The 25,120-nt window shown below is 40.6% G+C and carries 20 protein-coding genes; 10 read left to right on the top strand and 10 right to left on the bottom strand.

The genetic code is table 11. The features are described from left to right. The first annotated feature begins 37 nt into the window (after window positions 1-37). The 6 genes from ubiG (at window position 38) to BI198_RS08745 (ending at window position 5,975) form a co-directional block, all read left to right on the top strand. Window positions 38-748, top strand: coding sequence for a bifunctional 2-polyprenyl-6-hydroxyphenol methylase/3-demethylubiquinol 3-O-methyltransferase UbiG (gene ubiG / locus BI198_RS08765; protein ID WP_070049208.1), 711 nt, complete (start codon window positions 38-40; stop codon window positions 746-748). 370 nt (window positions 749-1,118) lie between these two features. Next, window positions 1,119-3,401 (top strand): class 1a ribonucleoside-diphosphate reductase subunit alpha, encoded by a 2,283-nt coding sequence (gene nrdA, locus BI198_RS08760; protein ID WP_070049207.1) that lies wholly within the window; start codon window positions 1,119-1,121, stop codon window positions 3,399-3,401. A 61-nt stretch (window positions 3,402-3,462) separates the two neighbouring features. Next, the gene (locus BI198_RS16525; protein WP_449421102.1) at window positions 3,463-3,630 is read left to right on the top strand and encodes a hypothetical protein; all 168 of its coding nucleotides are present in this window, start codon (window positions 3,463-3,465) and stop codon (window positions 3,628-3,630) included. Continuing rightward, the gene (gene nrdB, locus BI198_RS08755) at window positions 3,585-4,598 is read left to right on the top strand and encodes a class Ia ribonucleoside-diphosphate reductase subunit beta (protein WP_449421113.1); all 1,014 of its coding nucleotides are present in this window, start codon (window positions 3,585-3,587) and stop codon (window positions 4,596-4,598) included. Before BI198_RS16525 ends, nrdB begins: the two co-directional genes overlap by 46 nt. A 5-nt stretch (window positions 4,599-4,603) precedes the next feature. After that, on the top strand, window positions 4,604-4,876 hold the full coding sequence (gene yfaE / locus BI198_RS08750) for a class I ribonucleotide reductase maintenance protein YfaE (RefSeq protein ID WP_141728861.1): 273 nt from the start codon (window positions 4,604-4,606) through the stop codon (window positions 4,874-4,876). Window positions 4,877-4,946: 70 nt separating this feature from the next. Then, complete coding sequence (locus tag BI198_RS08745; protein ID WP_070049206.1) at window positions 4,947-5,975, top strand: tetratricopeptide repeat protein; 1,029 nt, start codon at window positions 4,947-4,949, stop codon at window positions 5,973-5,975. A gap of 36 nt (window positions 5,976-6,011) precedes the next feature. Here the strand turns inward: BI198_RS08745 and trhO are convergent, their stop codons facing one another. The 3 genes from trhO to BI198_RS08730 all read right to left on the bottom strand — a co-directional run bounded on the left by trhO (window position 6,012) and on the right by BI198_RS08730 (window position 8,265). Next, complete coding sequence (trhO, locus tag BI198_RS08740) at window positions 6,012-6,926, bottom strand: oxygen-dependent tRNA uridine(34) hydroxylase TrhO (protein WP_070049205.1); 915 nt, start codon at window positions 6,924-6,926, stop codon at window positions 6,012-6,014. A gap of 99 nt (window positions 6,927-7,025) precedes the next feature. Continuing rightward, window positions 7,026-7,679 carry a LysE family translocator gene (locus tag BI198_RS08735; RefSeq protein ID WP_070049204.1) on the bottom strand — a complete coding sequence of 218 codons (654 nt, stop codon included), beginning with the start codon at window positions 7,677-7,679 and terminating at the stop codon, window positions 7,026-7,028. 28 nt (window positions 7,680-7,707) lie between these two features. Continuing rightward, entirely contained in the window at window positions 7,708-8,265 is a 558-nt protein-coding gene (locus tag BI198_RS08730) for a GNAT family N-acetyltransferase (RefSeq protein ID WP_070050789.1), read from the bottom strand. A gap of 209 nt (window positions 8,266-8,474) precedes the next feature. Between BI198_RS08730 and BI198_RS08725 the strand changes: the two genes are divergently transcribed. Further along, window positions 8,475-11,036 carry a TonB-dependent receptor plug domain-containing protein gene (locus tag BI198_RS08725; RefSeq protein ID WP_070049203.1) on the top strand — a complete coding sequence of 854 codons (2,562 nt, stop codon included), beginning with the start codon at window positions 8,475-8,477 and terminating at the stop codon, window positions 11,034-11,036. Between the two features lie 133 nt (window positions 11,037-11,169). On the opposite strand, the gene ydiJ is transcribed toward BI198_RS08725, so the two are convergent. The 4 genes from ydiJ to BI198_RS08705 all read right to left on the bottom strand — a co-directional run bounded on the left by ydiJ (window position 11,170) and on the right by BI198_RS08705 (window position 17,534). After that, the gene (gene ydiJ, locus BI198_RS08720) at window positions 11,170-14,208 is read right to left on the bottom strand and encodes a D-2-hydroxyglutarate dehydrogenase YdiJ (protein WP_070049202.1); all 3,039 of its coding nucleotides are present in this window, start codon (window positions 14,206-14,208) and stop codon (window positions 11,170-11,172) included. A gap of 67 nt (window positions 14,209-14,275) precedes the next feature. Then, entirely contained in the window at window positions 14,276-14,743 is a 468-nt protein-coding gene (locus BI198_RS08715; RefSeq protein ID WP_070049201.1) for a YehS family protein, read from the bottom strand. Window positions 14,744-14,846: 103 nt separating this feature from the next. After that, the gene (gene ribA / locus BI198_RS08710) at window positions 14,847-15,428 is read right to left on the bottom strand and encodes a GTP cyclohydrolase II (protein ID WP_070049200.1); all 582 of its coding nucleotides are present in this window, start codon (window positions 15,426-15,428) and stop codon (window positions 14,847-14,849) included. Between the two features lie 240 nt (window positions 15,429-15,668). Then, complete coding sequence (locus tag BI198_RS08705; protein WP_070049199.1) at window positions 15,669-17,534, bottom strand: cation:proton antiporter; 1,866 nt, start codon at window positions 17,532-17,534, stop codon at window positions 15,669-15,671. A gap of 260 nt (window positions 17,535-17,794) precedes the next feature. Between BI198_RS08705 and BI198_RS08700 the strand changes: the two genes are divergently transcribed. Next, window positions 17,795-19,693, top strand: a complete 1,899-nt coding sequence (locus tag BI198_RS08700; RefSeq protein ID WP_070049198.1) for an ABC transporter ATP-binding protein — start codon at window positions 17,795-17,797, stop codon at window positions 19,691-19,693. 184 nt (window positions 19,694-19,877) lie between these two features. On the opposite strand, the gene BI198_RS08695 is transcribed toward BI198_RS08700, so the two are convergent. After that, window positions 19,878-20,228 (bottom strand): BON domain-containing protein, encoded by a 351-nt coding sequence (locus BI198_RS08695; RefSeq protein WP_070049197.1) that lies wholly within the window; start codon window positions 20,226-20,228, stop codon window positions 19,878-19,880. Window positions 20,229-20,461: 233 nt separating this feature from the next. Next, a complete protein-coding gene (locus BI198_RS08690) occupies window positions 20,462-21,895 on the bottom strand; it encodes an alanine/glycine:cation symporter family protein (RefSeq protein WP_235605292.1) in 1,434 nt (477 codons plus the stop codon). A gap of 208 nt (window positions 21,896-22,103) precedes the next feature. Between BI198_RS08690 and BI198_RS08685 the strand changes: the two genes are divergently transcribed. Both BI198_RS08685 and BI198_RS08680 read left to right on the top strand, forming a co-directional pair. Then, entirely contained in the window at window positions 22,104-22,316 is a 213-nt protein-coding gene (locus BI198_RS08685; RefSeq protein WP_070050787.1) for a hypothetical protein, read from the top strand. Continuing rightward, window positions 22,306-22,599 (top strand): cell division protein ZapA, encoded by a 294-nt coding sequence (locus BI198_RS08680; protein WP_070049196.1) that lies wholly within the window; start codon window positions 22,306-22,308, stop codon window positions 22,597-22,599. The genes BI198_RS08685 and BI198_RS08680 overlap by 11 nt, the downstream gene beginning before the upstream one ends. A gap of 39 nt (window positions 22,600-22,638) precedes the next feature. Here the strand turns inward: BI198_RS08680 and ppsA are convergent, their stop codons facing one another. Beyond that, complete coding sequence (ppsA, locus tag BI198_RS08675; protein WP_070049195.1) at window positions 22,639-25,023, bottom strand: phosphoenolpyruvate synthase; 2,385 nt, start codon at window positions 25,021-25,023, stop codon at window positions 22,639-22,641. Window positions 25,024-25,120: the final 97 nt, after the last annotated feature.

The following is a 25,120-nucleotide window of genomic DNA, read 5'->3' as shown; positions in this document are numbered from 1 at the left end:
GGCTTTATAATAGGCAAAATTCCTTAGGTAGCCATATATGACCATTCATACCAATGTAGATCCAGCAGAAATTGCTAAATTTAATGATATTGCGTCGCGCTGGTGGGATCCAGCAGGTGAATTTAAGCCATTACATTTATTAAACCCAGTGCGTTTAAGCTATATAAGCGATCAAGTGCAAGGTGTGTTTGGTAAAACCATCGTAGATGTGGGCTGTGGTGGCGGTATTTTGGCAGAAAGCATGGCCAGAGCTGGTGCTAAGGTTAGTGCAATTGATATGGCAGCCGAGTCTTTAAGCGTGGCAAAGCTACACGCACTAGAAGCCGGTGTTGCAGTAAATTATCAGCAAAGCACAGCAGAAGGTTTTGCAGCTGAACATGCCGGTCAATTTGATATTGTTACCTGTATGGAAATGCTTGAGCATGTGCCAGAGCCTTTATCGGTGATCCAAGCTTGTGCCGATTTAGTTAAACCCGGCGGTTGGTTATTTTTCTCTACTTTAAATAAAAGCTGGAAAGCCTGGGCATTAGCCATTGTTGCCGCTGAGCGTGTGTTAAAGCTAGTACCACAAGGTACGCATGAGTTTGATAAATTTATCCGCCCTTCCACTTTAATGCGTTATATCGAGCAAGCTGGCTTAGAAGTGTGTGAGGCCACGGGTTTGCATTACAATCCGTTGACTGAAAGTTTTAAAGTTGGCCCCGGGGTGGATGTTAATTACATCGTGGTGGCAAAAAAGCCAGAATAAAATATTATTTATTTTCATAAATCCCTCTTGCTTAGTGTTCGCTTTTAGCCGCACCAAGCTAAGGGGGTTAGTAGCTACTAACCATTCAAAATTAAGCTAAGTAGCAAGGCTTTTTTGCAGTTGCAAAAGCATCCATTGCTTATTAGTCTATTAAAAATACTCCTTTCCAACTTGACAAAAATAACTATTCTAATAAAAGGTTGAACGCCTTGATTTAAGTCTCAGAACACACTATCTTGTGATCACTCTTTAGAATTCACCTATATGTTGTGTAAAACAACAACAGTTGCTGCTGCTTTACTAGCCTTACAGCGCTGTTGTAGCCTAGGTTGAAACTAAACCACTAAATTAAAAATGGAACTCTGTAGCGATGACTCAATCTCTTTACGTGTCAAAACGTGACGGCCGCCGTGAACTCTTAGACCTTGATAAAATCCATCGGGTTATTGACTGGGCCGCGGAAGGTTTATCTAATGTATCGGTATCTCAAGTTGAACTGAAATCACATATTCAGTTTTATGACGGTATTAAAACAGAGGATATTCACGAGACGATTATTAAATCAGCTGCAGATTTAATCTCTAAAGAAAGCCCTGATTATCAATATTTAGCTGCCCGTTTAGCCGTATTTCATTTACGTAAAAAAGCCTATGGCCAATTTGAACCGCCTGCACTGTATGCCCATGTAGTGAAAATGGTTAACAGCAAGCGCTACGATAGCCATATTTTAGAAGATTACAGTGAAGCAGAGTTAGCCCAATTAGATAGTTTTATTGATCACAGCCGTGATTTAAACTTTAGCTATGCTGCGGTTAAACAGTTAGAAGGTAAATATTTAGTACAAAACCGGGTTAGCGGTGAAATATATGAAAGTGCTCAATTTTTATATATGTTAGTTGCCGCCTGTTTATTTGCTAATTATCCTAAAGCGACCCGTTTAGACTATGTGCGCCGCTATTATGATGCCAGCTCAATGTTTAAATTATCGTTACCTACGCCAATTATGGCGGGTGTGCGTACTCCTACTCGTCAATTTAGCTCTTGTGTCTTAATTGAATGTGACGACAGCCTAGATTCTATTAATGCCGCTTCAAGTGCCATTGTAAAATATGTAAGCCAGCGCGCGGGTATTGGTATTAATGCCGGTCGTATCCGTGCTTTAGGCAGTCCTATCCGTAATGGCGAAGCGTTTCATACTGGCTGTATTCCTTTTTATAAGCATTTTCAAACGGCAGTTAAAAGCTGTTCACAAGGTGGTGTGCGCGGTGGTGCAGCAACCTTATTTTATCCGTTATGGCATTTAGAAGTTGAATCGCTGCTGGTATTAAAAAATAACCGTGGCGTAGAAGAGAACCGAGTTAGACACTTAGATTATGGCGTGCAATTTAACCGCTTAATGTATAGCCGTTTAATTAAAGATGACTTTATTACCTTATTTAGCCCATCTGACGTACCCGGTTTATACGATGCCTTTTTTGAAGACCAAGAAAAGTTTGAGCAGTTATATGTGCAATACGAAGCCGATAGCAGTATTCGTAAAAAGCGTATAAAAGCCATTGAGCTCTTCACGCTATTTATGCAAGAACGTGCCAGTACTGGCCGGATATATTTGCAAAACGTGGATCATTGTAATACCCATAGTCCATTTAACCCTAAAGTGGCGCCGGTAAGACAAAGTAATTTATGTCTTGAAATTGCCCTGCCTACTAAGCCGTTAAATAACGTTAACGACCCTGATGGCGAAATTGCACTGTGTACCTTATCAGCCTTTAACTTAGGTGCGATTGAAGATTTATCTGAGCTTGAAGAATTAGCCGAATTAGCGGTACGTTCGTTAGATAGCTTATTAGACTACCAAGACTACCCTATTCCTGCGGCCTATCATGCCACTATGAATCGGCGTACTTTAGGCGTTGGTGTTATTAACTATGCCTACTACTTAGCTAAAAATGGGGTTAAATACTCTGACGGTTCAGCTAATGGCTTAACCCACCGCACGTTTGAAGCTATTCAGTATTATTTACTTAAAGCATCAACTAAATTAGCTCAAGAGTTTGGTCCTTGTCTGAAGTTTTCTGAAACGACTTATGCCGATGGTATTTTGCCCATTGATAGCTATAAGAAAGATTTAGATAAAGTCTGTGCCGAACCTTTATTACTTGACTGGGAACAGTTAAGAACTGAAATTACCACCCATGGTTTACGTAATTCAACGTTAACGGCATTAATGCCATCAGAAACGTCGTCACAAATTTCTAATGCCACTAATGGTATTGAGCCACCGCGTGGTCATATCAGCGTTAAAGCCAGTAAAGATGGTATTTTAAAACAAGTGGTTCCAGAATATGAACGCTTAAAAAATCAGTATGAATTGCTTTGGGATATCCCGAATAATGATGGTTATTTAGCCTTAGTCGCTATTATGCAGAAGTTTGTTGATCAGGCTATTTCAGCCAATACCAGTTATGATCCAAACAAATTTACCGCCGGTAAAGTACCAATGAAAGTATTATTAAAAGATTTACTTACCGCGTATAAGTTGGGTGTGAAAACCTTGTATTATCACAATACACGTGATGGTGCCTCAGATATCCAAGATGATATGCAAGCTGAAGCCGAGGATGATTGTGCCGGTGGTGCGTGTAAAATTTAATCGATAACGGCGGTTGTATTATTCAGCCGCCGTTGGATTTTATGGAGAATCAGGAATAGACATGCCAAAGCCGTATACTACTTTTAATCGAAACATTAATAATCAGCTTAAAGAGCCGATGTTTTTTGGTAACGCCATTAACGTATCGCGTTATGATCAACAAAAGTTTGGTATTTTTGAAAAATTGATCGAAAAGCAGTTAAGCTTTTTTGGCGTCCAGAAGAAATAGATGTCAGTAAAGATCGTATCGATTTTCAAAATTTACCTGAGCATGAAAAACATATTTTTATCAGTAATCTACAATATCAAACATTGCTAGATTCTGTGCAAGGTCGTTCGCCTAATATGGCCTTTTTGCCTATTGTATCGTTGCCAGAATTAGAAACTTGGATAGAAACCTGGGCCTTTAGTGAGACTATTCACAGCCGCAGCTATACCCATATTGTGCGTAATATTACTTCTGAACCGCATAAAGTTTTTGATGACATTATGCTGAATGAAAAAATCCTAGAACGCGCAGAAGATGTCACGCGTTACTATGATTCTTTGATAGATGGTATTAACTTATATCAGCGTTGTGGTGTAGGTACACATACTATTAATGGTGTGTCTCATAGCATTAGTCTACGTGAATTAAAACGTCGATTATATTTATGTATGGTGTCTGTTAACGTACTTGAAGCCATTCGTTTTTATGTGAGTTTTGCTTGTAGTTTTGCTTTTGCCGAACGCGAATTGATGGAAGGTAATGCCAAAATTATCCGTTTAATTGCCCGTGATGAAGCGCTGCATTTAACCGGTACTCAACATATTATAAATATTATGGCCTCAGGTGAAGATGATCCTGAAATGGCAATAGTGGCTAAAGAATGTGAAGAAGAAGCGTATGCTATTTTCCGCATTGCTGCCGAGCAAGAAAAAGATTGGGCTAGCTATTTATTTCAAGACGGCTCTATGATTGGTTTAAATAAAGATATTTTATGCCAATACGTAGAATATATTACCAATACACGAATGAAGGCATTGGGATTCAAACCCATGTTTAGTACCACGCAGAACCCGATACCTTGGATTAATACTTGGTTAGTGTCGGATAATGTGCAAGTTGCCCCGCAGGAAACTGAAATTAGTTCTTATTTAGTGGGCCAAATTGATAACGAAGTAGATAGCGCAGAGTTTGGTGATTTTGATCTATAACGCTGATGCAGAAAGCTACGGAAATTAAAAAAATAAGTATTAAAGGGGCGGCTAGCGTTGAGTTTGACGATAGCCGTCGCACAATACTTGAAGCAATAGAACAGCAACAATCCGATATTAATTATCAATGTCGGGAAGGATATTGTGGTGCCTGCCGCTGTAAATTACTTAACGGTAAGATACAATACCTCAATGAACCATTAGCCTTTGTTCGGCAAGGTGAATTTTTACCCTGTTGCAGTGTCCCAGTAACAGACATTGACATCGACATCCCCTAATTGCGTGTAATAGCCCACAGCTTGGCGTAAACTCGTTATTAGCAACATTGATCTTGAAGGCGTTAGTTAAATGCAAATGTTAATGTTATTTTTAGCGGCAAGCCTCGCCCCAGAAACCTTAGGTAATTATCAGCAACTGTTGGTTAAAGCCCAGTATTCTGAGTTAGAGCATCAAATATTGCAGCAAGATGATTACAAGGAGCATGGCGATGTGCTAGCCATTTATGCTCGGTCTTTATTTAATCAACAACGTTTAGAAGATGCTAATACCCTACTTAACTTTGCCACTGAACAATTTCCGCAACATAGTAATTTGCATTATTTAGCTGGGCTAAGCAAAATTCGTTTAGCCTCAAATGGTAATATTTTTTCTGCTAAAGATCGTGCTTTGCGTGGTGTTGGTCATTTAAACAAAGCCCTAGAGCTTGATCCTGACAATTTTGCCGCACGCCAAGCCTTAATCGATTTTTATAATGTAGCTCCAGCCGCCGCTGGGGGTGATAAAGAGCTCGCTAGATTTCATGCCGATTATTTACAGCAACATAATCCTATTCAAGCTGCGTTGGCGAACAGCAGATTACTATTAAATGATAAGAAACCGGATGAAGCATTAGCACTTATTGAGCAATATTTAACTGAACCCTATAATGCCCAGTTATTACTTAGAAAAGCCCAAATCTTAAACGAGCAAAAAAACTATGCTGAAGCGTTTAAAAACTTTCAGTTAACCGTCAAGTATGCTGAAGATTTAAACAATAAATACAGTGCTTTATACCATATAGGCCGCTTAGCCGTTATTGCCGATCAAGATGTTGATATAGGTATTACTGCGTTAGAACAATATTTAAGTTTTTATCAAGATAGCCAAAATGTCACACTCTATTGGGCAACCTTGCGTTTAGGCCAATTAATGTATCGCACTAATCAGTTAGAACGTGCCTCCGAATTAGCCGCCAGCTTAACAAACGTTGATAATATGAGTGAAGAATTTAATTTAATCTTGTTAAGTTTATTAAGTGCGTTAAAACCGAAAGAGTTTAGCGAAGAAGTAAAAGAAGAAATAATACAAGAAGTTAAACCAGCAGATATCGATAGTTAGCTCTAAATATCGATATCTGCTGTTAATGTCGTTAATTTAATCTAACTTACCATCACGGATATGTTTTTCACCGCGTTGTTTAGCAAATTCTACTTGGCGCTGCCGTTCTGCAAAAGATGCTTTTTGCTCATCAGTGGTTTTGTCAAAGCAGTGTGGACAACTTAAGCCTTTAACATAATGCTCTGATGCCATTTCCGCGACAGACAGTGGCATACGACAAGCATAACATTGGTCATAACTGCCCTGCTCTAAACCATGTTTTACAGCCACGCGCTGATCAAAAACAAAACACTCACCTTGCCATAGACTTTGCTCTTGAGGCATTTCTTCTAAATATTTAAGAATGCCACCCTCTAAATGATAAACGTCATCAAATCCCTGCTCTTTTAAAAAGGCAGTCGATTTTTCACAGCGAATACCACCGGTGCAAAACATGGCTACTTTTTTATGTTTAGTTTTATCTAGGTTTTGTGCGGCCCACTGTGGAAACTCACGAAAGGTAGTGGTATTGGGGTTAACCGCATTTTTAAAGGTGCCAATACTGACTTCATAGTCATTACGGGTATCAATAAGAATAGTATCGGGATCGGTGATTAGTTGATTCCAATCATCGCCTTTGACATAAGTGCCCACAATATGTGCTGGGTTAATGCCCTCAACGCCCATAGTGACAATTTCTTGTTTAAGCTTCACTTTGGTACGATAAAAAGCCGGTTCTTCGGCAAATGATTCTTTATAACTTAAATCAGCAAAACGCTGTTGGCTATCAAACCAAGCTTTTAAGGCATCGATATCCGCGCGTTTGGCGCATATAGTGCCGTTGATACCCTCTTCAGCTAATAATAACGTGCCTTTGACGTTGTGTTGTACCATCAGTTGATAAATGGTGTCGCGTAATTCGACATAATCAGGAAGACGAACAAATTTATACAGTGCAGCTACAATATACATACTTAACCTCTTGCAAAGCTGGATCGTAAATCCAGGGCAATTAAAATCGCGGCTATTATAACTTGCAGCCAGCTGATGGCAAGTCTAGCGTTAGTAGGCTTAGGCGTTTACAAAACTACTAAAAATTAAATGCAATGCTAAAGCCAATAACAACAAGCCCATCGCGCGGTCAAACCAATACCCTTTTGCCAATAAAAATCTGCGCACTTTTTGCCGAGTTAATATTAATGATAAAAAGCTAAACCATAGCGCAGTAGCCACGGCCATATAGAGGCCGTAAATTAACTTATATTCTAGCGGTGTGGTTGGCGCGATAATAACGGCAAATAACGACAGAAAAAACAAGGTTGCTTTAGGATTTAAACCGTTAGTAATAAAGCCGGCAATAAAAGCTTTGCGAACAGAAGGTGCTGCGTGTAATGAAGCTGCAGCAGGATCGGTGCTCGCAGCGCTTGTTTCAACGCTAGGCTTTGAGCGTAGTGCTTGGATGCCGATATAAGCCAAATACAGCGCGGCTACGACACTAAGTAGTTGAAATAACCAAGGCGTGGTTTGAATTAACACCCCGATGCCAATCAATGAATAAGTCACATGTAATAAAATAGCACTGCCAATACCTATACTGGCGGCTATCGCGGCTTTTACGCCATAACGTACCGCATAACGCAGCACTATCGCAAAATCAGGGCCAGGGCTGGCCACTGCCATTAAATGTACCGTTGCAATAACGAAAAATTCTGGCCAAAAGCTCATGAGTACTCACTAATTAGAATAGTAGAAATTAAAACTGCAGCAGCATTTCGGCTGCGCTACACAGGCATACATTTTCGCATATTGGACAGTCATAACCGACTGTTTCTGATAAATGACGCCAACGTTGTGGGTGAATGGCTAGTACGTTGCCGCCGGCTTGACTAAAATAACGCTCTGCGGCATTACCCGGACACTCCCGCCAAATATGGGCTAGTCCTGCTTTAGCACCTTGCTGTTTAAGAACAGCTACAGATTTTGCCAGTAGTGTACTGGCAATACGCTTGCCCCGCTGCTTTTCACACACAGCAACAGATTTAAAATAAGCCATATCTGCGATAGCAACCGGCCATAAATTTTGGCTACACCATTTATCAGCTTGCCATTGGCCTGCGGCAAAGCTTATTCGATAGCCCAATACATTTTGCTGCTCATCTAATGCTACAAAACTGGCATTCATGCCCTGCTTTATGCCTTGTTGATACATCTGCAATAATGACGCAGGATTAAGGTAATTATCACCGTGAACAGCGTTGGCTAGGCGAATAAGATCGGTAAAGTAAGGTGGTTCAAGTTCAACTATCTGCACAACGGTATCCAAAATGAAATAATAAGACTGTTATAAAACAGCCTAGCAAGTAGATGCAATGATTTTTTCTGTTTCTATAATTTAGAATTTTACATTTAGAGATGAATTAACATTAATATGAGATAGACAGCAGAAGATTTCTCTTTTACTGTTAAGAGGACGATAACAGCTATAAAGACTGTTAAACATTACAATCCAGGGACCACGGTATGAAAAAATCTAATAAATACCATAAAATAGCTTGGGCGGTTAAAGTAAGCTTTGCCGCTTCTCTATCAATAAGTGCCAGTTCGCTAGCTGTCGCACAAGAACAAGCCACCGAAATCAAAGCTAAAGAAAAACAAATAGAAAAAATAGCCATAGTTGGTAGCCGCTCTGCCCCGCGTTCGGTAAGTGACTCGCCGGTACCTATTGATATAATAGGCGGTGATGAGCTAAGCAAAGGCGGTAATAGCGACATGCTTAACCTGCTGAGTACAACAGTGCCCTCGTTAAACGTACACGCCCAACCTATTAGTGATGCCGCTTCGTTAATTCGGCCAATCAATTTACGTGGCTTATCATCAGACAGTACCTTAGTGTTGTTAAATAATAAGCGCCGTCATCGTGCTTCGGTTATTTCCTTTTTAGGCGGCGGGATTAACGATGGTGCACAAGGGCCAGATATATCGGTTATCCCGAGCATTGCCATTAAACAAGTTGAAGTACTGCGCGACGGTGCAGCTGCTCAGTATGGCTCTGATGCCATAGCAGGTGTAATTAACTTTGTATTAAAGGATGCCGCAGAAGGCGGTAGCATTGAAGTTAAGCGTGGTGAATATTACGCTGGTGATGGTACCTCTACCGAAATTGCGGCTAACATTGGCATGGCATTAACAAAAGAGGGTTTTGTTAATTTAAGTATGCAATATAAAAACTCTGATGCCACTAGTCGCAGTGTCCAGCGTGGTGATGCTCAGGCAATAGCTGATGCGGGTAACCCTTTTATCCTAAACCCTGTGCAAGTGTGGGGCGCACCAGAAATTAACGATGACATAACAGTATTTCTTAATGCCGGTATCGATTTAGATAATGGTGGCCAAGCTTATATGTTTGGTAACTACTCTGAACGCGATGTGCGTGGCGGGTTTTATTACCGTAACCCACACAATCGTGGCCAAGTATTTTCCAACGATGAAGGTGAAACTTTACAAGTGGTCGATACCACAGGTGCCGGTGGTTGTAATAACGTAGGTATTGTTGGTTTAAATCACGACCAAATTACCGCTAGCGTAAATGCGTTACCGGAAAACTGTTTCACATTTTTCTCAATGTTTCCTGGTGGTTTCACGCCCAATTTTGGTGGCAACATTACTGACACTTCTTTAGCCATGGGTATGAAAGGCGAATTTAAAAAAGGCTTTGTTGAAGGTATTAGTTATGATTTTAGCGGGGTTGTAGGACGAAGCGAATCATCATTTCAGTTATTCAACTCACTTAATGCTTCATTAGGCCCTGAAACCCCTACCGATTTTGAAGCTGGTAAATATATTCAACTTGAAAAAACCTTTACTGCCGATTTTGTAAAATTTGTTCCTGTAGGTTTATACCAAGACTTAACCGTCGCTTTTGGTACTCAATGGACAGAAGAAAGCTTTGAAATTGTGGCCGGTGAAGAAAGCTCTTGGAAAATTGGTCCTTATGTTAGTCAAGGTTTAAGCAACGGCTCTAACGGTTTCCCAGGTTTTCAACCGCAAACAGCTGGCACTTCTGACCGTCGCAACTATGCCGCTTATGTTGATGTAAATGCAGAGTTTACAGAGCGCTTTATGGCTGCTGCGGCATTACGTTTTGAAGATTATGATAGCTTTGGCACAACAACCAACTATAAATTAACCACCCAATTTAGATTAACCGATGATTTAGCATTACGTGCTTCTACTAGCAGTGGTTTTCGTGCCCCTACTGTTGGTCAAGCTAACGTCAGTAATGTTAGAACTGAGGCCGATCAAGGAAAGTTAATTGATATTGGTGTTATCCCTGCCACTAACCCTGTAGCTATTTTAAAAGGTGCAACGGTTCTGACTCCGGAAGAGTCAACCAGTTATGCATTTGGTATGGTTTATACCGGATATGGCTTCTTTGTAACGGCTGATTATTATTTAATTGACGTTGATGACCGTATTAGTCAGTCAACAAACTTTGATGTCACTCCAGAAGATATAGCGGCATTAAAAGCTGCTGGTGTTACTGGTATAGATTCATTAACCAGTATTACCTACTTAACCAATGATTTTGATACTAGAACCCAAGGTATCGATATTGTTGCTAACTATTCAACCGAGTTATTTAATGGTCAGAGTAATTTTGCCATAGCCTATAACTGGAATGATACCGAAGTGGTTCGCTTTAGTGAGATTACTGGAGACTTCCGTGTATCACGGTTAGAAAATGACTTACCAAACCACCGTGCAACCTTAACCTGGGCGCAAAGTTGGGATGATTGGTCAATGCTACTGCGTGGTAATTATTATGGCGAGTATCAAGGCGTGCATGCCGATGACTCTGGCTTGACGATTAACGCCTCAGCAAAAATGACTTTAGATGCTGAAGTAAGTTATTTCTTCAATGATAACTTTATTGTCTCAGTTGGCGCGCAAAACTTACTGGATAACGATCCAGAGAAGCTGAATGCTGCAGGCAGTGCAATCTTGGGTGCAAAATATTATGAAACCTCACCAATGGGCATTAATGGTGGTTATTGGTACTTGAAAGGCACTTATAAATTTTAATATTGCTGTAAAAAGCGCTTAATTTATTAAAAATCCAAAGAGTTAAGCCACAATCTGTAAACTATATAGATTGTGGCTTTTTTAGTTTTAATACCTGGTAACTTACAACAGTCTTAATGTATAACCGTATTACTTATAAAGCAGCTAACAATATCTGTAACGGGTGTTTAGGTTTATCCCCTACCAGCCTTTTAACTTGGCTACGACAAGAAAATCCAGTAACAGCCAGTTTATCAACACCAAATTTCTCAACCGGGTTGCGCCAACTTAAATCAAATAAGGCTTGGCTATTTTCTAGGTTCTGCGCTTCATGACCATAAGTTCCTGCCATACCACAGCAACCAACACTAACCGACTGTAAGCTTAAACCGCTACGGCTAAAGATATCTTGCCAGGCTTTTTCTGTTGCTGGCAAAGCCGTTTTTTCGGTGCAATGGGCAAGTAATGCAAACTCTTGGCTTACCGCGGCACTAGGCAAAGACTGCTGTACTAACCATTCATGCAGTAACTGCACCTTAAAATCGCCACGTTTTTTTTCTAAGGTTTTATTATATTCATCACGATACACCAACACTAACGACGCATCCAAGCCAAGCATAGGCAGTTGCAACTGATGTAATTGATTTAAAAATTGCGCTGCCGTTGCCGCAGTTTTAGCAAAATCACGTAAAAAACCTTTAACATGTTGCGGTTTACCATTCGGTAAAAATGGCAGTAATACCGGTTGAAAGCCGAGTTTCTCTAGTAAACGTAGCGCATCAGCAACCAGTTCAGCTTCATAAAAGCTAGTAAAAGGATCTTGAACTAATAACACTGTTTTTTGCCGTTGCTGCTCAGTCAATTGCTGTAACTGGGTTAAATCAAACCCATAACGTTTTTTAACCTGCTGAGCCAAAGTGGGCACTGATAACAACGGCGTATCAACGTAACCGACACTGCGTTTTAATATTGAAGCGGTTAGGTCTCGTTTTAACACAAAATTGATTAATCGAGGTGCCTTGGCTAATAACGGCGCAGTGCGTTCTATATTACCCACAATATAATCTTTGGCCGGTCGTAAATAGCGGCTGTGATATAGCTGCAAAAATCTTGAACGAAACGACGGTACATCCACTTTAATCGGACATTGTCCGGCACAGGCTTTACAGGCTAAACAGCCTTCCATCGCTTCCATTACTTGATGAGAAAAATCTTGTTCACCATTGCGTTTGGCTAAAGTGTTTTTAATGCGTGACCATAAGTCTTTAATGCTAGTGCTATTATTTTGTAGTTGTTGTTCTGTGGCCAGTACATCGACACCCTGTAATTCGGTTAAGCGTAACCATTCGCGCATTAACCCTGCCCGACCTTTAGGGCTATGCCGCCGATCTTTAGTGATTTTGCTTGACGGACACATAGGTGAACTAGCTTCGTAGTTAAAACATAAACCATTACCGTTACAATCTAAACTGCTATTAAAGCTATCTTTGACGGCTATGGGAATTTGCCGATCATAAAACGCACGCTTAGTGCCATCAACACTGACCAATTGCTCGTTGCTATGATAAGGCGTACAAATTTTACCGGGATTTAATCGATTGTTAGCATCAAAAGCGGCTTTAATTTTTCGCAGTTCAGTAAACAGCGCTTCACCAAAAAAAGCTGGACCATATTCACTACGATAGCCTTTACCGTGCTCGCCCCACATTAAACCGCCATATTTAGCGGTTAATGCAACAACTTGATCAGAGATAGTACGCATTAATTGCTCTTGCGCCGGATCGCATAAATCCAGTGCAGGCCTAACGTGTAGTACACCAGCATCGACATGACCAAACATGCCATATTGCAAACCATGTTGATCTAATAAACTGCGAAACTCTTGAATATAATCGGCTAAATTCTCTGGTGGTACTGCGGTGTCTTCAGCAAAGGCTATCGGTTTTTGCCGGCCTTGAATATTGCCTAGTAACCCTACGGCTTTTTTGCGCATAGCATAAATATGATTAATCGCTTGGTTATCATAGGTAATTTGATAGCCAATAATGCCATCTAGTTTATGTTCAACGGCATGGTCTAAACGCGCACTAAGCACGGCAATTTTCTGTTCAATATCTTGCTGCTGTTCGCTATTAAACTCAACCATGTTCAGGCCAAGCATATCGCTACCAGCAACATCAGTAATATAATCTTTAACTTGATGCCAAATAATATCGGCACGGGCTAAATTAAGCACTTTGCTATCAACGGTTTCAACCGAGGTAGCTTGAGCTTGGACTAAAAATGGCGCATTGCGTAAAGCGCTATCAAAACTGTCGTACTTTACATTAACCAAGCATTTGTATTTAGCAATGGGGGTAATATTAAGCTTTGCTTCAACCACAAAGCCTAGCGAACCTTCAGAGCCTGTGATAATCCGTGATAGGTCGAATTGGCTTAAGTCAGTATTAAAGACGTTCTCTAAGTCGTAGCCGGTTAAAAACCGGTTTAAACGCGGGAATGTGCTTAAAATCTGCTGGCGATGGTCGCGGCAACTACGAATAACCTGACGGTATAAACGTCCAATAGTATTATCTTGCTCGGCGAGTTTTTCAGCTTCAGAAATCGGCATTTTGGCGCTATTCAGCACTTGGCCATCAATTAAAACCGTTTTAAGACCCAGTACGTGATTACTGGTTTTGCCATAGACTAACGAGCCTTGACCAGATGCGTCAGTATTTACCATACCACCGATAGTGGCGCGGTTAGAGGTAGATAAGTCTGGAGCAAAGAAAAAGCCATAGGGCTTTAAGAACGCATTTAGCTGATCTTTAATCACACCAGCTTGCACTCTCACCCAGCGCTGCTCTAAGTTTATTTCCAAGATAGTCCGCATGTGCCGCGAGATATCGACTACAACATGCTCAGTCAATGACTGACCATTAGTACCGGTACCGCCACCACGTGGGCTAAATTTAATATGAGCAAAGGTCGAGGTTTGAGCCAACGAAGTTAAAATGACTAGATCTTCGGTGGTTTTAGGCAACAAAACGGCTTGCGGTAAAACTTGATAGACACTGTTATCAGTTGCAACCGCTAAACGACTGGCATAATTTGTTTCAATATCACCGGTAAAACCTGCGGCAATAAGCGCATGGCTATAGGCAACAATACTGGCATCTAGTGCCTGTTCAGGTACAAGCTTAGGGATCATAGACTACTGACACTCGACTAAAAGTGACAGTAGTATAACATTAACTTTGCTGAAGGTTTAACAGGATTTAGGTGTTATCTGGACGGTGAGTAAGTTGTATACCACGTAAAAAATAACGTAAAACTTGGTCATGACATTCGCGGTAATGTTTATGGTCAGCGCGACGGAAAAAAGCACTTAACTCATGTTTGCCTAATTTGAACTCAGATTTTGCTAATAAGGCTAAAATATCATCATCTTTTAAATCAAAGGCTATTTTTAATTTACGAAAAATAATATTGTGATTTAAAGTAGTTTCAGGCTGTGGAATGGCACCGTCTTTTTTACCACGGCGTAAAATAATTAAGCCATTTAAAAAGCTGGCCATCATTACATCAGAAATAGCCTGATAGCCTGGCTCTTCTTCTTTAACTAACCAGTCAATCACTTGCTGTTTAGTGACTAAAATATCGGTTAAAGCAAAAATCTCAATCATGGATTGATTATTGATATTTAAACTATAACGCAGGCTGCGTAACACATCATTATTGGTCAAAAGTAAGATCCTGTAACTAAACAATTAATTTCAAAATAGCCGAGTGGCTTATTTTAAGTACGTTTTTTTTAAATATATTTACTATAAACAGTATAGCGATAGATTAGGGTAAATGGCCTAACTTATCGGCTTTTGTGGCTAAATAACGCTGATTATAACTAGACGTTTTTACTCGATGTTGCACGCGTTCAACCACATTAATTCCAGCATCGGTCAATTTAGTGACCTTTCTTGGATTATTAGTCAGTAAACGAATTTGTTGCACGCCTAACTGTTTAAACATCTCTGCCGCGACATCATATTCACGTAGATCGGGTAAAAAGCCTAAAATCTCATTAGCTTCCACGGTATCTAAGCCTTTATCTTGCTCGGCGTAGGCCCGAATTTTATTAATTAACCCTATGCCTCGGCCTTCTTGGCGTAAATATAAAATAATGCCCCGACCTTCCGCCGCTATTTTTTGCATCGCCGCTTCTAACTGTGGACCACAATCGCAACGTAAGCTAAATAAGGCATCGCCGGTTAAACATTCGGAATGAACGCGAGCGAGTACTGGAGAATCTGTGCTGACATCACCTAAGGTTAAAGCAACATGCTCTTTACCATTATCTGCTAAGAAACCATGCAAACGAAATTCAGCAAATGGCGTTGGCAACACCGTTGCCGTAACAAGTTTAATAGTCATTAATTCTGTCTCGGTGTAGCAAATTAACTGCCGTTGTTGCCTGAGCAGTGTTTTAAGTTACAGTATTTAAAGTTAAGTGTTTAAATTAAGTGCTTAAGTAAAACTATTTTAATTTCGATATTATATCAGAAACTACGACGGCTTAATAAAAAGTTCGTTGCGTATGAGTTCGAAATTAGTAATGCACTATACAGAAGCGTAAAAGGCATTGAAATTAGCCAATGCCTTTTAGTTTCGTGATTAACCCTCAGCCGTTGGCTCTTTGCTAATAGGTTGTGCATGCTGCTGTGATTGTTCCAGCGCATCAACACCTTTAGCTTCAAGCAAGGCATGAGCAGAGATTAAACTAATTAACTCTACATCGTGAGGGATGGTGTTTTTGGTGTTACCGGTTATAACATGCAGCTTTTTATCTTTAATGTATAACAGGGGTAAAGCGCCATCACCATAACGCTTAACAAAATGTTCAAAGGTAAAGCTTTCTGTAATATTAGTGGTTTTTATTACCGCCCCACGCGCCACCATGCTAGACAGCTTGGCGTACGACATGTGCTCGCCAAATAAGCTTAAACGTTTAACATAGGTCTCTGACATTTGATGTCTAGCACTCACCGCTTCGGCGCTATTTAAGCCAAACACTTTGTCGACACCATAAATATCTTGGAAGTGAAAACTGACTAAGGGGTTCATTTGTCGATAAGGTGAAATAATAAACACCCGCCCTACGCCCGTTAAATCAAGGTAGTTTTCAGCATGCTCTGATGCCGGGTTGCCAAAGTAAACAGGGATACTGTCCATGCGAGCTAAACGGATATTATCCCAGTTGCTGTCTGCTAGAACGACTCGATACTCTCGCGCTAAAAGCACTTTGGCTAATTCGCGGGCAAACTTAGAGGCGCCAAAAATTAAAATTCCTTGATTAGAGCCCGCTGCGACACCTAGTTTTCTGGCCCAGGTACCCGCGGTTAAGCTTTGAATAACCACAGTACCTATAATAACCAAAAACACTAATGGTACAATTTGCGATGCACCTTCATAGCCAAGCGCTTCAAGTTTTATGGCAAATAATGATGATACGGCTGCGGCAACGATACCGCGCGGCGCTACCCAACTTAAAAACCATTTTTCATTGGTTTTTAACGAGGTGCCAATGGCTGAAAACCAAATACTTATGGGCCGTGCTACTAGCATCACCACTAACAATAATACTAGTCCGCCCCAGCCTAAACTTAACATAGCGTCAGAGTCTAAACGTGCCGCAAGTAAAATAAATAACGCTGAAATAAGCAGAACAGTTAAGGTTTCTTTGAACTCTAAAATTTCACCAATATCAACACCACGCATATTGGTTAACCAGATACCCATCACGGTTACTGTTAGTAAACCACTTTCTTCTTGTAATAAATTAGAGCCAACAAAAACACCCAGCATAATGGTCAGTACAGCGGTATTTTGCAAATAATGCGGTAAGAGATTTCGGCGCAGAATAATACCCATTAAATAGCCGCTGATAGCACCAATGCCTAAGCCAATGGATAACATTAAGCCTAAGGCCGTCAGCATATGCGTGGTTGAGTCTGATGCAACAGCAATGTATTCAAATACTAATACTGCAAACAATGCGCCTAGAGGGTCAATAACAATGCCTTCCCAACGCAAGATACTGGCTAGCTTTGCGGTGGGTCGCACCGTTCTAAGCATGGGTACTATAACAGTTGGGCCGGTAACACAAATTAAGGCACCAAATAACAGGGCAATTTCCCAGCTAAAACCGACAATATAGTGTGAAGCTAAAGCACAAATGCCCATAGTAATTAACGCGCCGATTGAGACGAGATTAGTTACCATGCGACCATGATCTTTAATTTCTTTAAAGTTTAGGGTTAATGCCCCTTCAAATAGAATTACCGCGACACCTAAGGAAATTATTGGAAATAATAAATCGCCAAATAAAGCATCAGGATCTAATACACTAAAACCAGGTCCTAATAATAATCCTGCTATTAGCAAAGGTAAAATAGCGGGTAACCGTAACTTCCAGCCTAACCATTGGCAAAAAAGAGACAAAATACCTAACAGCGCCAAAGTGGCAGAAATCTTTTCCATGAAATTCCTTTACGAATAATCGAGATGAAAACTGAAGTTAATTAGTAGAATAAAGAACATTTATGATACACAGCAATCGGCTTTATCACAGCTATTATATGCACAAACACTGCAAGACTGTTATGACAATCATGCAATTTAGCGACATTACGGTACAATATTAGCTAATAAACTTTATCTATTTATATTTTCACCCTTAATTATTAGATCATAATTTTTAGCTCCTTAATTTTCAACCCAAATAGTTATCAGGAATTTAGATGCTCAGCTTTTTTGAACGTATTATCAAACCCTTCCCTTCGACTGAGCCTGGTCAACCCCCGCAAAGCTTGTATGCATTTTGCCGGCATTACAGTAAAGGCATGGAATGGCCATTACTGTTAATGTCTATCAGCACGGCTTTATTAGCCATACTAGAAGTATCACTTTTTAGTTTTATGGGCCAATTAGTTGATTGGTTAAGCCAAAGTGAGCGTGAAAATTTATTTTCCACCCAAAGTGCAACGTTAATTAAAATGGGTTTAGTGACGGTGGTGTTTTTGCCGGCGTTAAGTTTTTTTCATGCTGCGATATTACACCAAACGTTGCTGGGCAATTTTCCTATGTCTATTCGTTGGTTAACGCACCGTTATTTATTACGGCAAAGTCTGAGTTTTTATCAAAACGATTTTGCCGGGCGCATTGCCACTAAAGTGTTGCAAACCTCGCTAGCCGTACGCGAAACCGTGATGAAACTACTCGATGTATTAGTCTATATTTTGGTTTATTTTGGCTCTATGTTGTATTTTGTTGCTGATGCTGATGTGCGGTTGATTATTCCCATGTTGGTCTGGCTAGCCATTTATATTGGTTTGCAGTTTTATTTTGTACCGCGATTAAAACAAGCTGCGACTTTGCAAGCTGACGCCCGCTCTGAAATGACCGGCCGAATTGTTGATAGTTATACTAATATCAGCACTATTAAGTTGTTCTCGCATACTCACCGTGAAGAAGCCTATAGCCGCGACAGTATGGAATTATTCTTACGTCCTGTGTATCGACAAATGCGCTTAGCAACCGGATTAAGCGTCTCTATTCAATCTTTAAACTATGTTTTAGTCTTTGCAGTAGCCGCCTTATCTATTTGGTTATGGTCTGCTAGTGCCATTAGCGTGGGGGCGATCGCTATAGCAGTAAGTTTATCGCTGCGCCTAAACGGTATGGCACAATGGATAATGTGGGAAATAAGTGGTTTATTTGAGAATTTAGGCACGGTAACTGATGGCATAACGACCTTGTCACAACCGATTGAAATTAGTGATGTTAAGAATGCTAAACCGCTAACTGTTAACCAAGGCCAAATTGAATTTAAGCAAGTTAACTTTAACTATGGTAAAACCGCCCCGACAGCAGATACTCATGTCGCAGGTACTAATACTGTTACTGAAGTTAATAATACTGAGGCTAATAGCGGCGTATTACAGCAATTAAATTTAAGCATAAAACCCGGTGAGAAAATTGGTTTAGTCGGTCGTTCTGGCGCTGGCAAATCAACTTTAGTCAATCTGTTATTACGTTTTTATGATATTGAAAGCGGTCAAATATTAATTGATGGGCAGGATATTAGCCAAGTAAGCCAAGATAGCTTACGCCAACATATTGCGATGGTGACCCAAGATACTTCATTACTGCATCGCTCAGTTAGAGAAAATATTTTATATGGTAAGCCGGACGCGACTGAACAGCAGCTACTACAAGCAGCAGCACAGGCTGAAGCGTTAGATTTTATTACTAAGTTAAGCGATGCTAAAGGTAATACCGGCTTTGATGCACAAGTTGGCGAACGGGGTGTTAAGCTTTCCGGCGGGCAGAGGCAGCGCATTGCTATTGCGCGGGTACTGTTAAAAAATGCACCGATACTGATTTTAGATGAAGCCACTTCAGCGTTAGATTCTGAAGTTGAAGCTGCTATTCAAGCCAGTTTAAATAGCTTAATGCAAGGTAAAACTGTTATTGCGATTGCCCATCGGTTATCGACTATTGCCCAAATGGATCGGCTTATCGTGTTAGATCAAGGCCGAATTATTGAACAAGGCAGTCATGCAGAGTTAATCGAATCTGGTGGGATTTATGCCCAATTATGGGCCCATCAAACCGGCGGTTTTATTGGTGTTGAATAAGTTCTTAACGTCACTGTAACGGGCTATATAAACAGTTTTAGCACTCTATAACCGATAATACCAGCGCATTTACATTGACCGTCTGAGCATCAGTATCAGTTAAAAGCAATAGCCTCTTAAGCATGCATGATGCAATAATATGCATGTTTAAGAGTAAGCTAATCCCTACTTTGATAAAACGTATCTATTGTCTAACTCGGATTTCATTATTTACCGTATGAGCTCCAGCGGTACTTAAAGTCACCTGCTCTGCTAGCTTACGTTGCTCTTCGGTATCGACATCACCTCGAAGCGTTACATCGCCTTTACGCGTTTCTACATTGATCATAAACTGGCTCAGCTTACTCTCGTCGTGTAGCGCTTTAATCACTGCATTCGATACTTCAACATCATCAGCCACGCCGTCTTCTAATACGACCCGCTTGTCTAGCATCTTGGTTTCATCATCCATATAATTTTTATCACAACTGGTTAAGCCTAAACTTAATACTGCGAGTACTGCCGCGATAACAATTGTTTTTGGAAAAATAAACATAACTTGCTCCTTGGTGGCATTGATTTTATTTACAGTAAAATACTTGCTATTAATCGTTACATCTCATAACTAATAGAACAAGAAGGTATTTAAGTATAGTTGGTTTACGCAAAAAAAAGCCCCTTAACAAGGGGCTTTAGTTCTAATTACATCCGATCCTAATTAGCGTTATTTATTTTTAGTTTGATCCGCTAAACGCTTTTCCCAAAAAGTCGCGTTTTTAATCCCTAACTTCACAGGATCAAAGGTAATAGGTCCGCCATTTTTTTCTGTTCTTCATAATCCTTCAAGCAGCGCATAGTCGGTTTATACATGAAGAAAATAGCCAGAATACCCAAAATGTTAATCCAAGCCATTAAACCCACGCCAATATCACCTAAATTCCAAACATAACCTGCGCTATTCACCGTGCCATAAGCCACCATAAACATTAATAGTAATTTAAATACTAATGAGGGCAGTTTGTTATTTAACATCCGGTTTAAATACACTACGTTAGTTTCAGTGATGTAGTAGTAAGCTAAAATAGTGGTGAAGGCGAAGAAGAATAATGCAATACCTACAAATACTTGACCAAACTGACCAAACACACTGAATAAAGCCATTTGGGTAAAGGCTGCAGAGCCAATCTCAGTTGAAGCAGCAATATTTTGCACAATGAAAGTACCATCTGTTAGCTCACCCACCACGTTGTACTGTTGGGTAATTAAAATCATTAGCGCTGTGGCGGTACAAACAAACAAGGTATCGACATAGACTGAAAACGCTTGCACTAAGCCTTGCTGTGATGGATGGTCAACTTCAGCCGCGGCGGCCGCATGTGGGCCAGTACCTTGGCCAGCTTCGTTGGAGTAAATACCCCGTTTAACTCCCCAGCCAATGGCCGCGCCAAATCCGGCTTGTGCTGTAAATGCATCACTAAATATAAGCGAGAAAATACCCGGCACTTTATCCATATTCAAAAACACCACGATTAACGCCATGATGATGTAGCCTAACGCCATAAAGGGAACAACGATTTGGGTAAATGACGCTATGCGCTTAATACCACCAAAAATAATAAAACCTAATACTAGTAGAATAACCGCTAAGGAAATCAGCTTATATGTACCTACTTCGCCAAACGAAGTGATAACCATATCGCCATCGCCAAATATCTGGGTGACTGCATTACCAACCGCATTAGCTTGAACACCGGGTAAGAAAATACCGCAAGCGATAATCGATGAGATGGCAAAAGCTATACCTAACCAACGCCAACCTAAACAACGTTCAAAATAGTAAGCAGGCCCACCACGGTATTCGCCTTGTTCTTCAACTTTATATAACTGGCCTAAAGTAGACTCAACATAGGCTGTACTGGCGCCCAGAAAAGCCACTACCCACATCCAAAAAATAGCACCTGGCCCACCAAAACCAATTGCAGCGGCTACCCCAGCGATATTACCAACACCAACTCGACCTGATAATGAGACGGCTAAAGCTTGAAAAGAAGAAATACCTTTGTCTGAATCATTGCCACTGAGTAGCAATTTACACATTTCTTTAAAGTGACGCACTTGACCAAAGCGGGTTAAAATCGAATAAAACAGCCCAGCTCCAAGGCACAAGTAGATAAGTGCATCACTCCAAATTAGGTCATTTAAGACCCCAATAAACTCTTCCATCACTCTTCCTTTTAATATTTTTTTTATTGAGTATTTTGTTATTACCAATCACTTTGACATCTCAATTCATTGGCTGCAAGTTGCTTTAATAATAAATCGCACTTATCTGCTGAAACATTAGTCAATCAGAGCCGTTTTAGTGGGTTTCTCTGGCGTTTTTGGCTGGTTTTGGCTATCTTCTGCGGCCCCAACCGTAGAAGGTAACATCATGAACACTTCATTATTGACCGAATTAGAATCTGCCATTCAACACTTGATCCAGCATAATACTGAACTTAAAACTGAGCTAGCTAAGTTGCAAGAGCAGCATGAGAACTTACAGTTAGATGTGATGGAAAAAGATGAGCAACAACAAACTATCACCAGTCGTTTAGAAACATTATTAAAGCTAACTAGCGATAATACTGCGAATGTCGGCTAAACAGTCAGTTCAAGTAAATATCCTTAATCGCCCATACAACATTAAGGTACCGCAAGGTGCAACGACTTTACTGAGTAGTTTAGCAGAAACATTAAATGAGCAGTTAAATCAACTGGCGGTGCAAGTTCCGCAATTTTCTCGTGATGAGTTGCTAGTGTTAACGGCATTAAATGCACTGCAACGTGAAGATCAACTGTTAGAACAGCAAAAGTCTGAACAGCAGCAATTAAAGCAGTTAGTCGCTATATTAAAACAGCAAAGCCCTAGCCGCCGAGACAAATAAAAAAGCCCCGCATCGCAGGGCTTTTTAGCTAGTTATGTCTTAGCTTGGTTGTTTGCCATATTTTTCAGCCAAATATAACCAAGTTTCTAATACCGTATCAGGATTTAACGACACGCTATCAATACCTTGCTCCATTAACCAAGCCGCAAAGTCTTCATGGTCAGATGGGCCTTGACCACAAATACCAATATATTTACCTTTTTCTTTACAGGTTTTAATGGCCATTTCTAGCAACTTGTAAATGGCAGGATTACGCTCATCAAATAAATGGGCAATTAAACCACTGTCACGATCTAAGCCTAAGGTTAACTGAGTTAAGTCGTTAGAGCCGATAGAGAAACCATCAAAGTATTCTAAAAACTCTTCGGCTAATAAGGCGTTGGAAGGTAATTCACACATCATAATGACGCGTAAACCATTATCACCACGCTTTAAGCCATGCTCTGCCAGTAAATCTATTACTGAGCTAGCTTCTTCTAATGTACGCACAAATGGGATCATCACTTCGACATTAGTAAAACCCATTACATTGCGCACCCGTTTCAGTGCTTCAACTTCTAGGGCAAAACAATCGCGGAATGATTCCGACACATAACGCGCGGCACCACGAAAACCTATCATTGGGTTTTCTTCGTGCGGTTCGTACTGACGACCACCAACTAAGTTAGCATATTCATTTGATTTAAAATCAGACATGCGCACGATGACTTTTTCTGGTGCAAAAGCACAGGCTAAGGTAGCAATACCCTCTGTTAGCTTAGCTATGTAATATTCAACCGGATTAGCATAACCGGCAATCATCTGGGTAATCGTCGCTTTAACTTCGTCCGTTTGGCTATCAAAGTTAATCAGCGCTTTAGGGTGCACCCCTATCATGCGGTTAATAATAAATTCTAACCGGGCTAAACCAACACCAGCATGCGGTAACTTAGCAAAAGAGAATGCACGCTCTGGGTTACCCACGTTCATCATTATTTTTAAATCAAGCGCTGGCATTTCATCAATACGGCTGCTGACCACTTTATGTTCTAACTTACCATCGTATATAAAACCAGTATCACCTTCTGCACAGGATACCGTTATGGCTTGCCCAGTTACTATTTTATCGGTTGCATCGCCACAACCGACAACCGCAGGGATACCCAGTTCACGGGCAATTATTGCCGCATGACAAGTACGGCCGCCACGATTAGTCACGATGGCAGACGCCCGTTTCATAATCGGCTCCCAATCTGGATCAGTCATATCGGTAACTAAAACATCACCTGGCTGGATTTGATCCATTTGCTCAATGCCTTTAAGCACTTTAGCCACACCACTGCCAATTCGCTGACCAATAGCACGACCTTCCACAATAATAGGTGCGGTACCTTGTAATTGGAATCGCTCCATCGTATTGCTGTCTTCACGGCTTTTTACTGTTTCAGGTCTAGCTTGAACAATATATAACTTGCCATCATTTCCGTCTTTGGCCCATTCAATATCCATAGCACGGCCATAATGCTCGGCAATAATTACGGCTTGCTTAGCCAACTCTTCAACTTCGGCATCGGTAAGTGAAAACACATTACTGCGCTCAGGTGCAATATCAATAATTTGTACTTGCTTGCCGTGATCTTGTTGTTTTGAATAAACCATTTCAATTTTTTTACTACCAATACTGCGTTTCACAACAGCAGGACGACCAGCAGCTAAAGTTGGTTTATGCACATAAAATTCGTCTGGATTGACGGCACCTTGTACCACCATTTCACCTAAACCATAAGATGAGGTAATAAATACCACATCTTCAAAACCTGACTCGGTGTCTATGGAGAACATGACGCCTGATGACGCTAAGTCTGATCGAACCATTTTTTGAATACCTGCCGATAACGCCACACCACGGTGGTCGTAACCTTGGTGTACTCGGTAAGAAATAGCACGGTCATTAAATAAAGAGGCGAATACGTGTTTAATGGCAACGATAACGGCATCATAGCCACGTACGTTTAAAAAGGTTTCTTGCTGCCCGGCAAAAGAGGCATCTGGCATATCTTCAGCAGTCGCTGATGAACGAACAGCGAATGAGACATCTTGATTTAAATCAGGATGCAATTTTTGATAGGCTTCGCGAATGCTTTGTTCTAATTCTGGTTGAAATGGCGTTTCAATAACCCATTGCCGTATTTGAGCACCCGCTTTAGCTAATGCATTAACATCATCAACATCTAAACCATCTAGTACTTGATAAATACGCTCGTTAACACCACTTTGTTCAAGAAATTGATTAAAAGCTAATGAGGTAGTAGCAAAACCACCTGGGACTTGTACCCCTGCATTGGCAAGATTACTGATCATTTCACCCAGTGACGCATTTTTTCCACCTACTCGGTCTACATCATGCATGCCGAGGTTTTCATACCAAATCACAAATTCTTGCACAGTTAGTCTCCAATTTTTGTCGTATGGCGTGTAAGCTTACCGTTAGCATTACATGGCACAATAGATTTTACACTGCGCTAGGCATTAATTAAAACCA

The sequence above is a fragment of the Rheinheimera salexigens genome, from assembly GCF_001752395.1.
GTDB classification, from domain to species: Bacteria; Pseudomonadota; Gammaproteobacteria; order Enterobacterales; family Alteromonadaceae; genus Alishewanella; species Alishewanella salexigens.
Note: the sequence above shows the minus strand (reverse complement) of the source record. Positions and strands in the feature narration are given on the sequence as shown.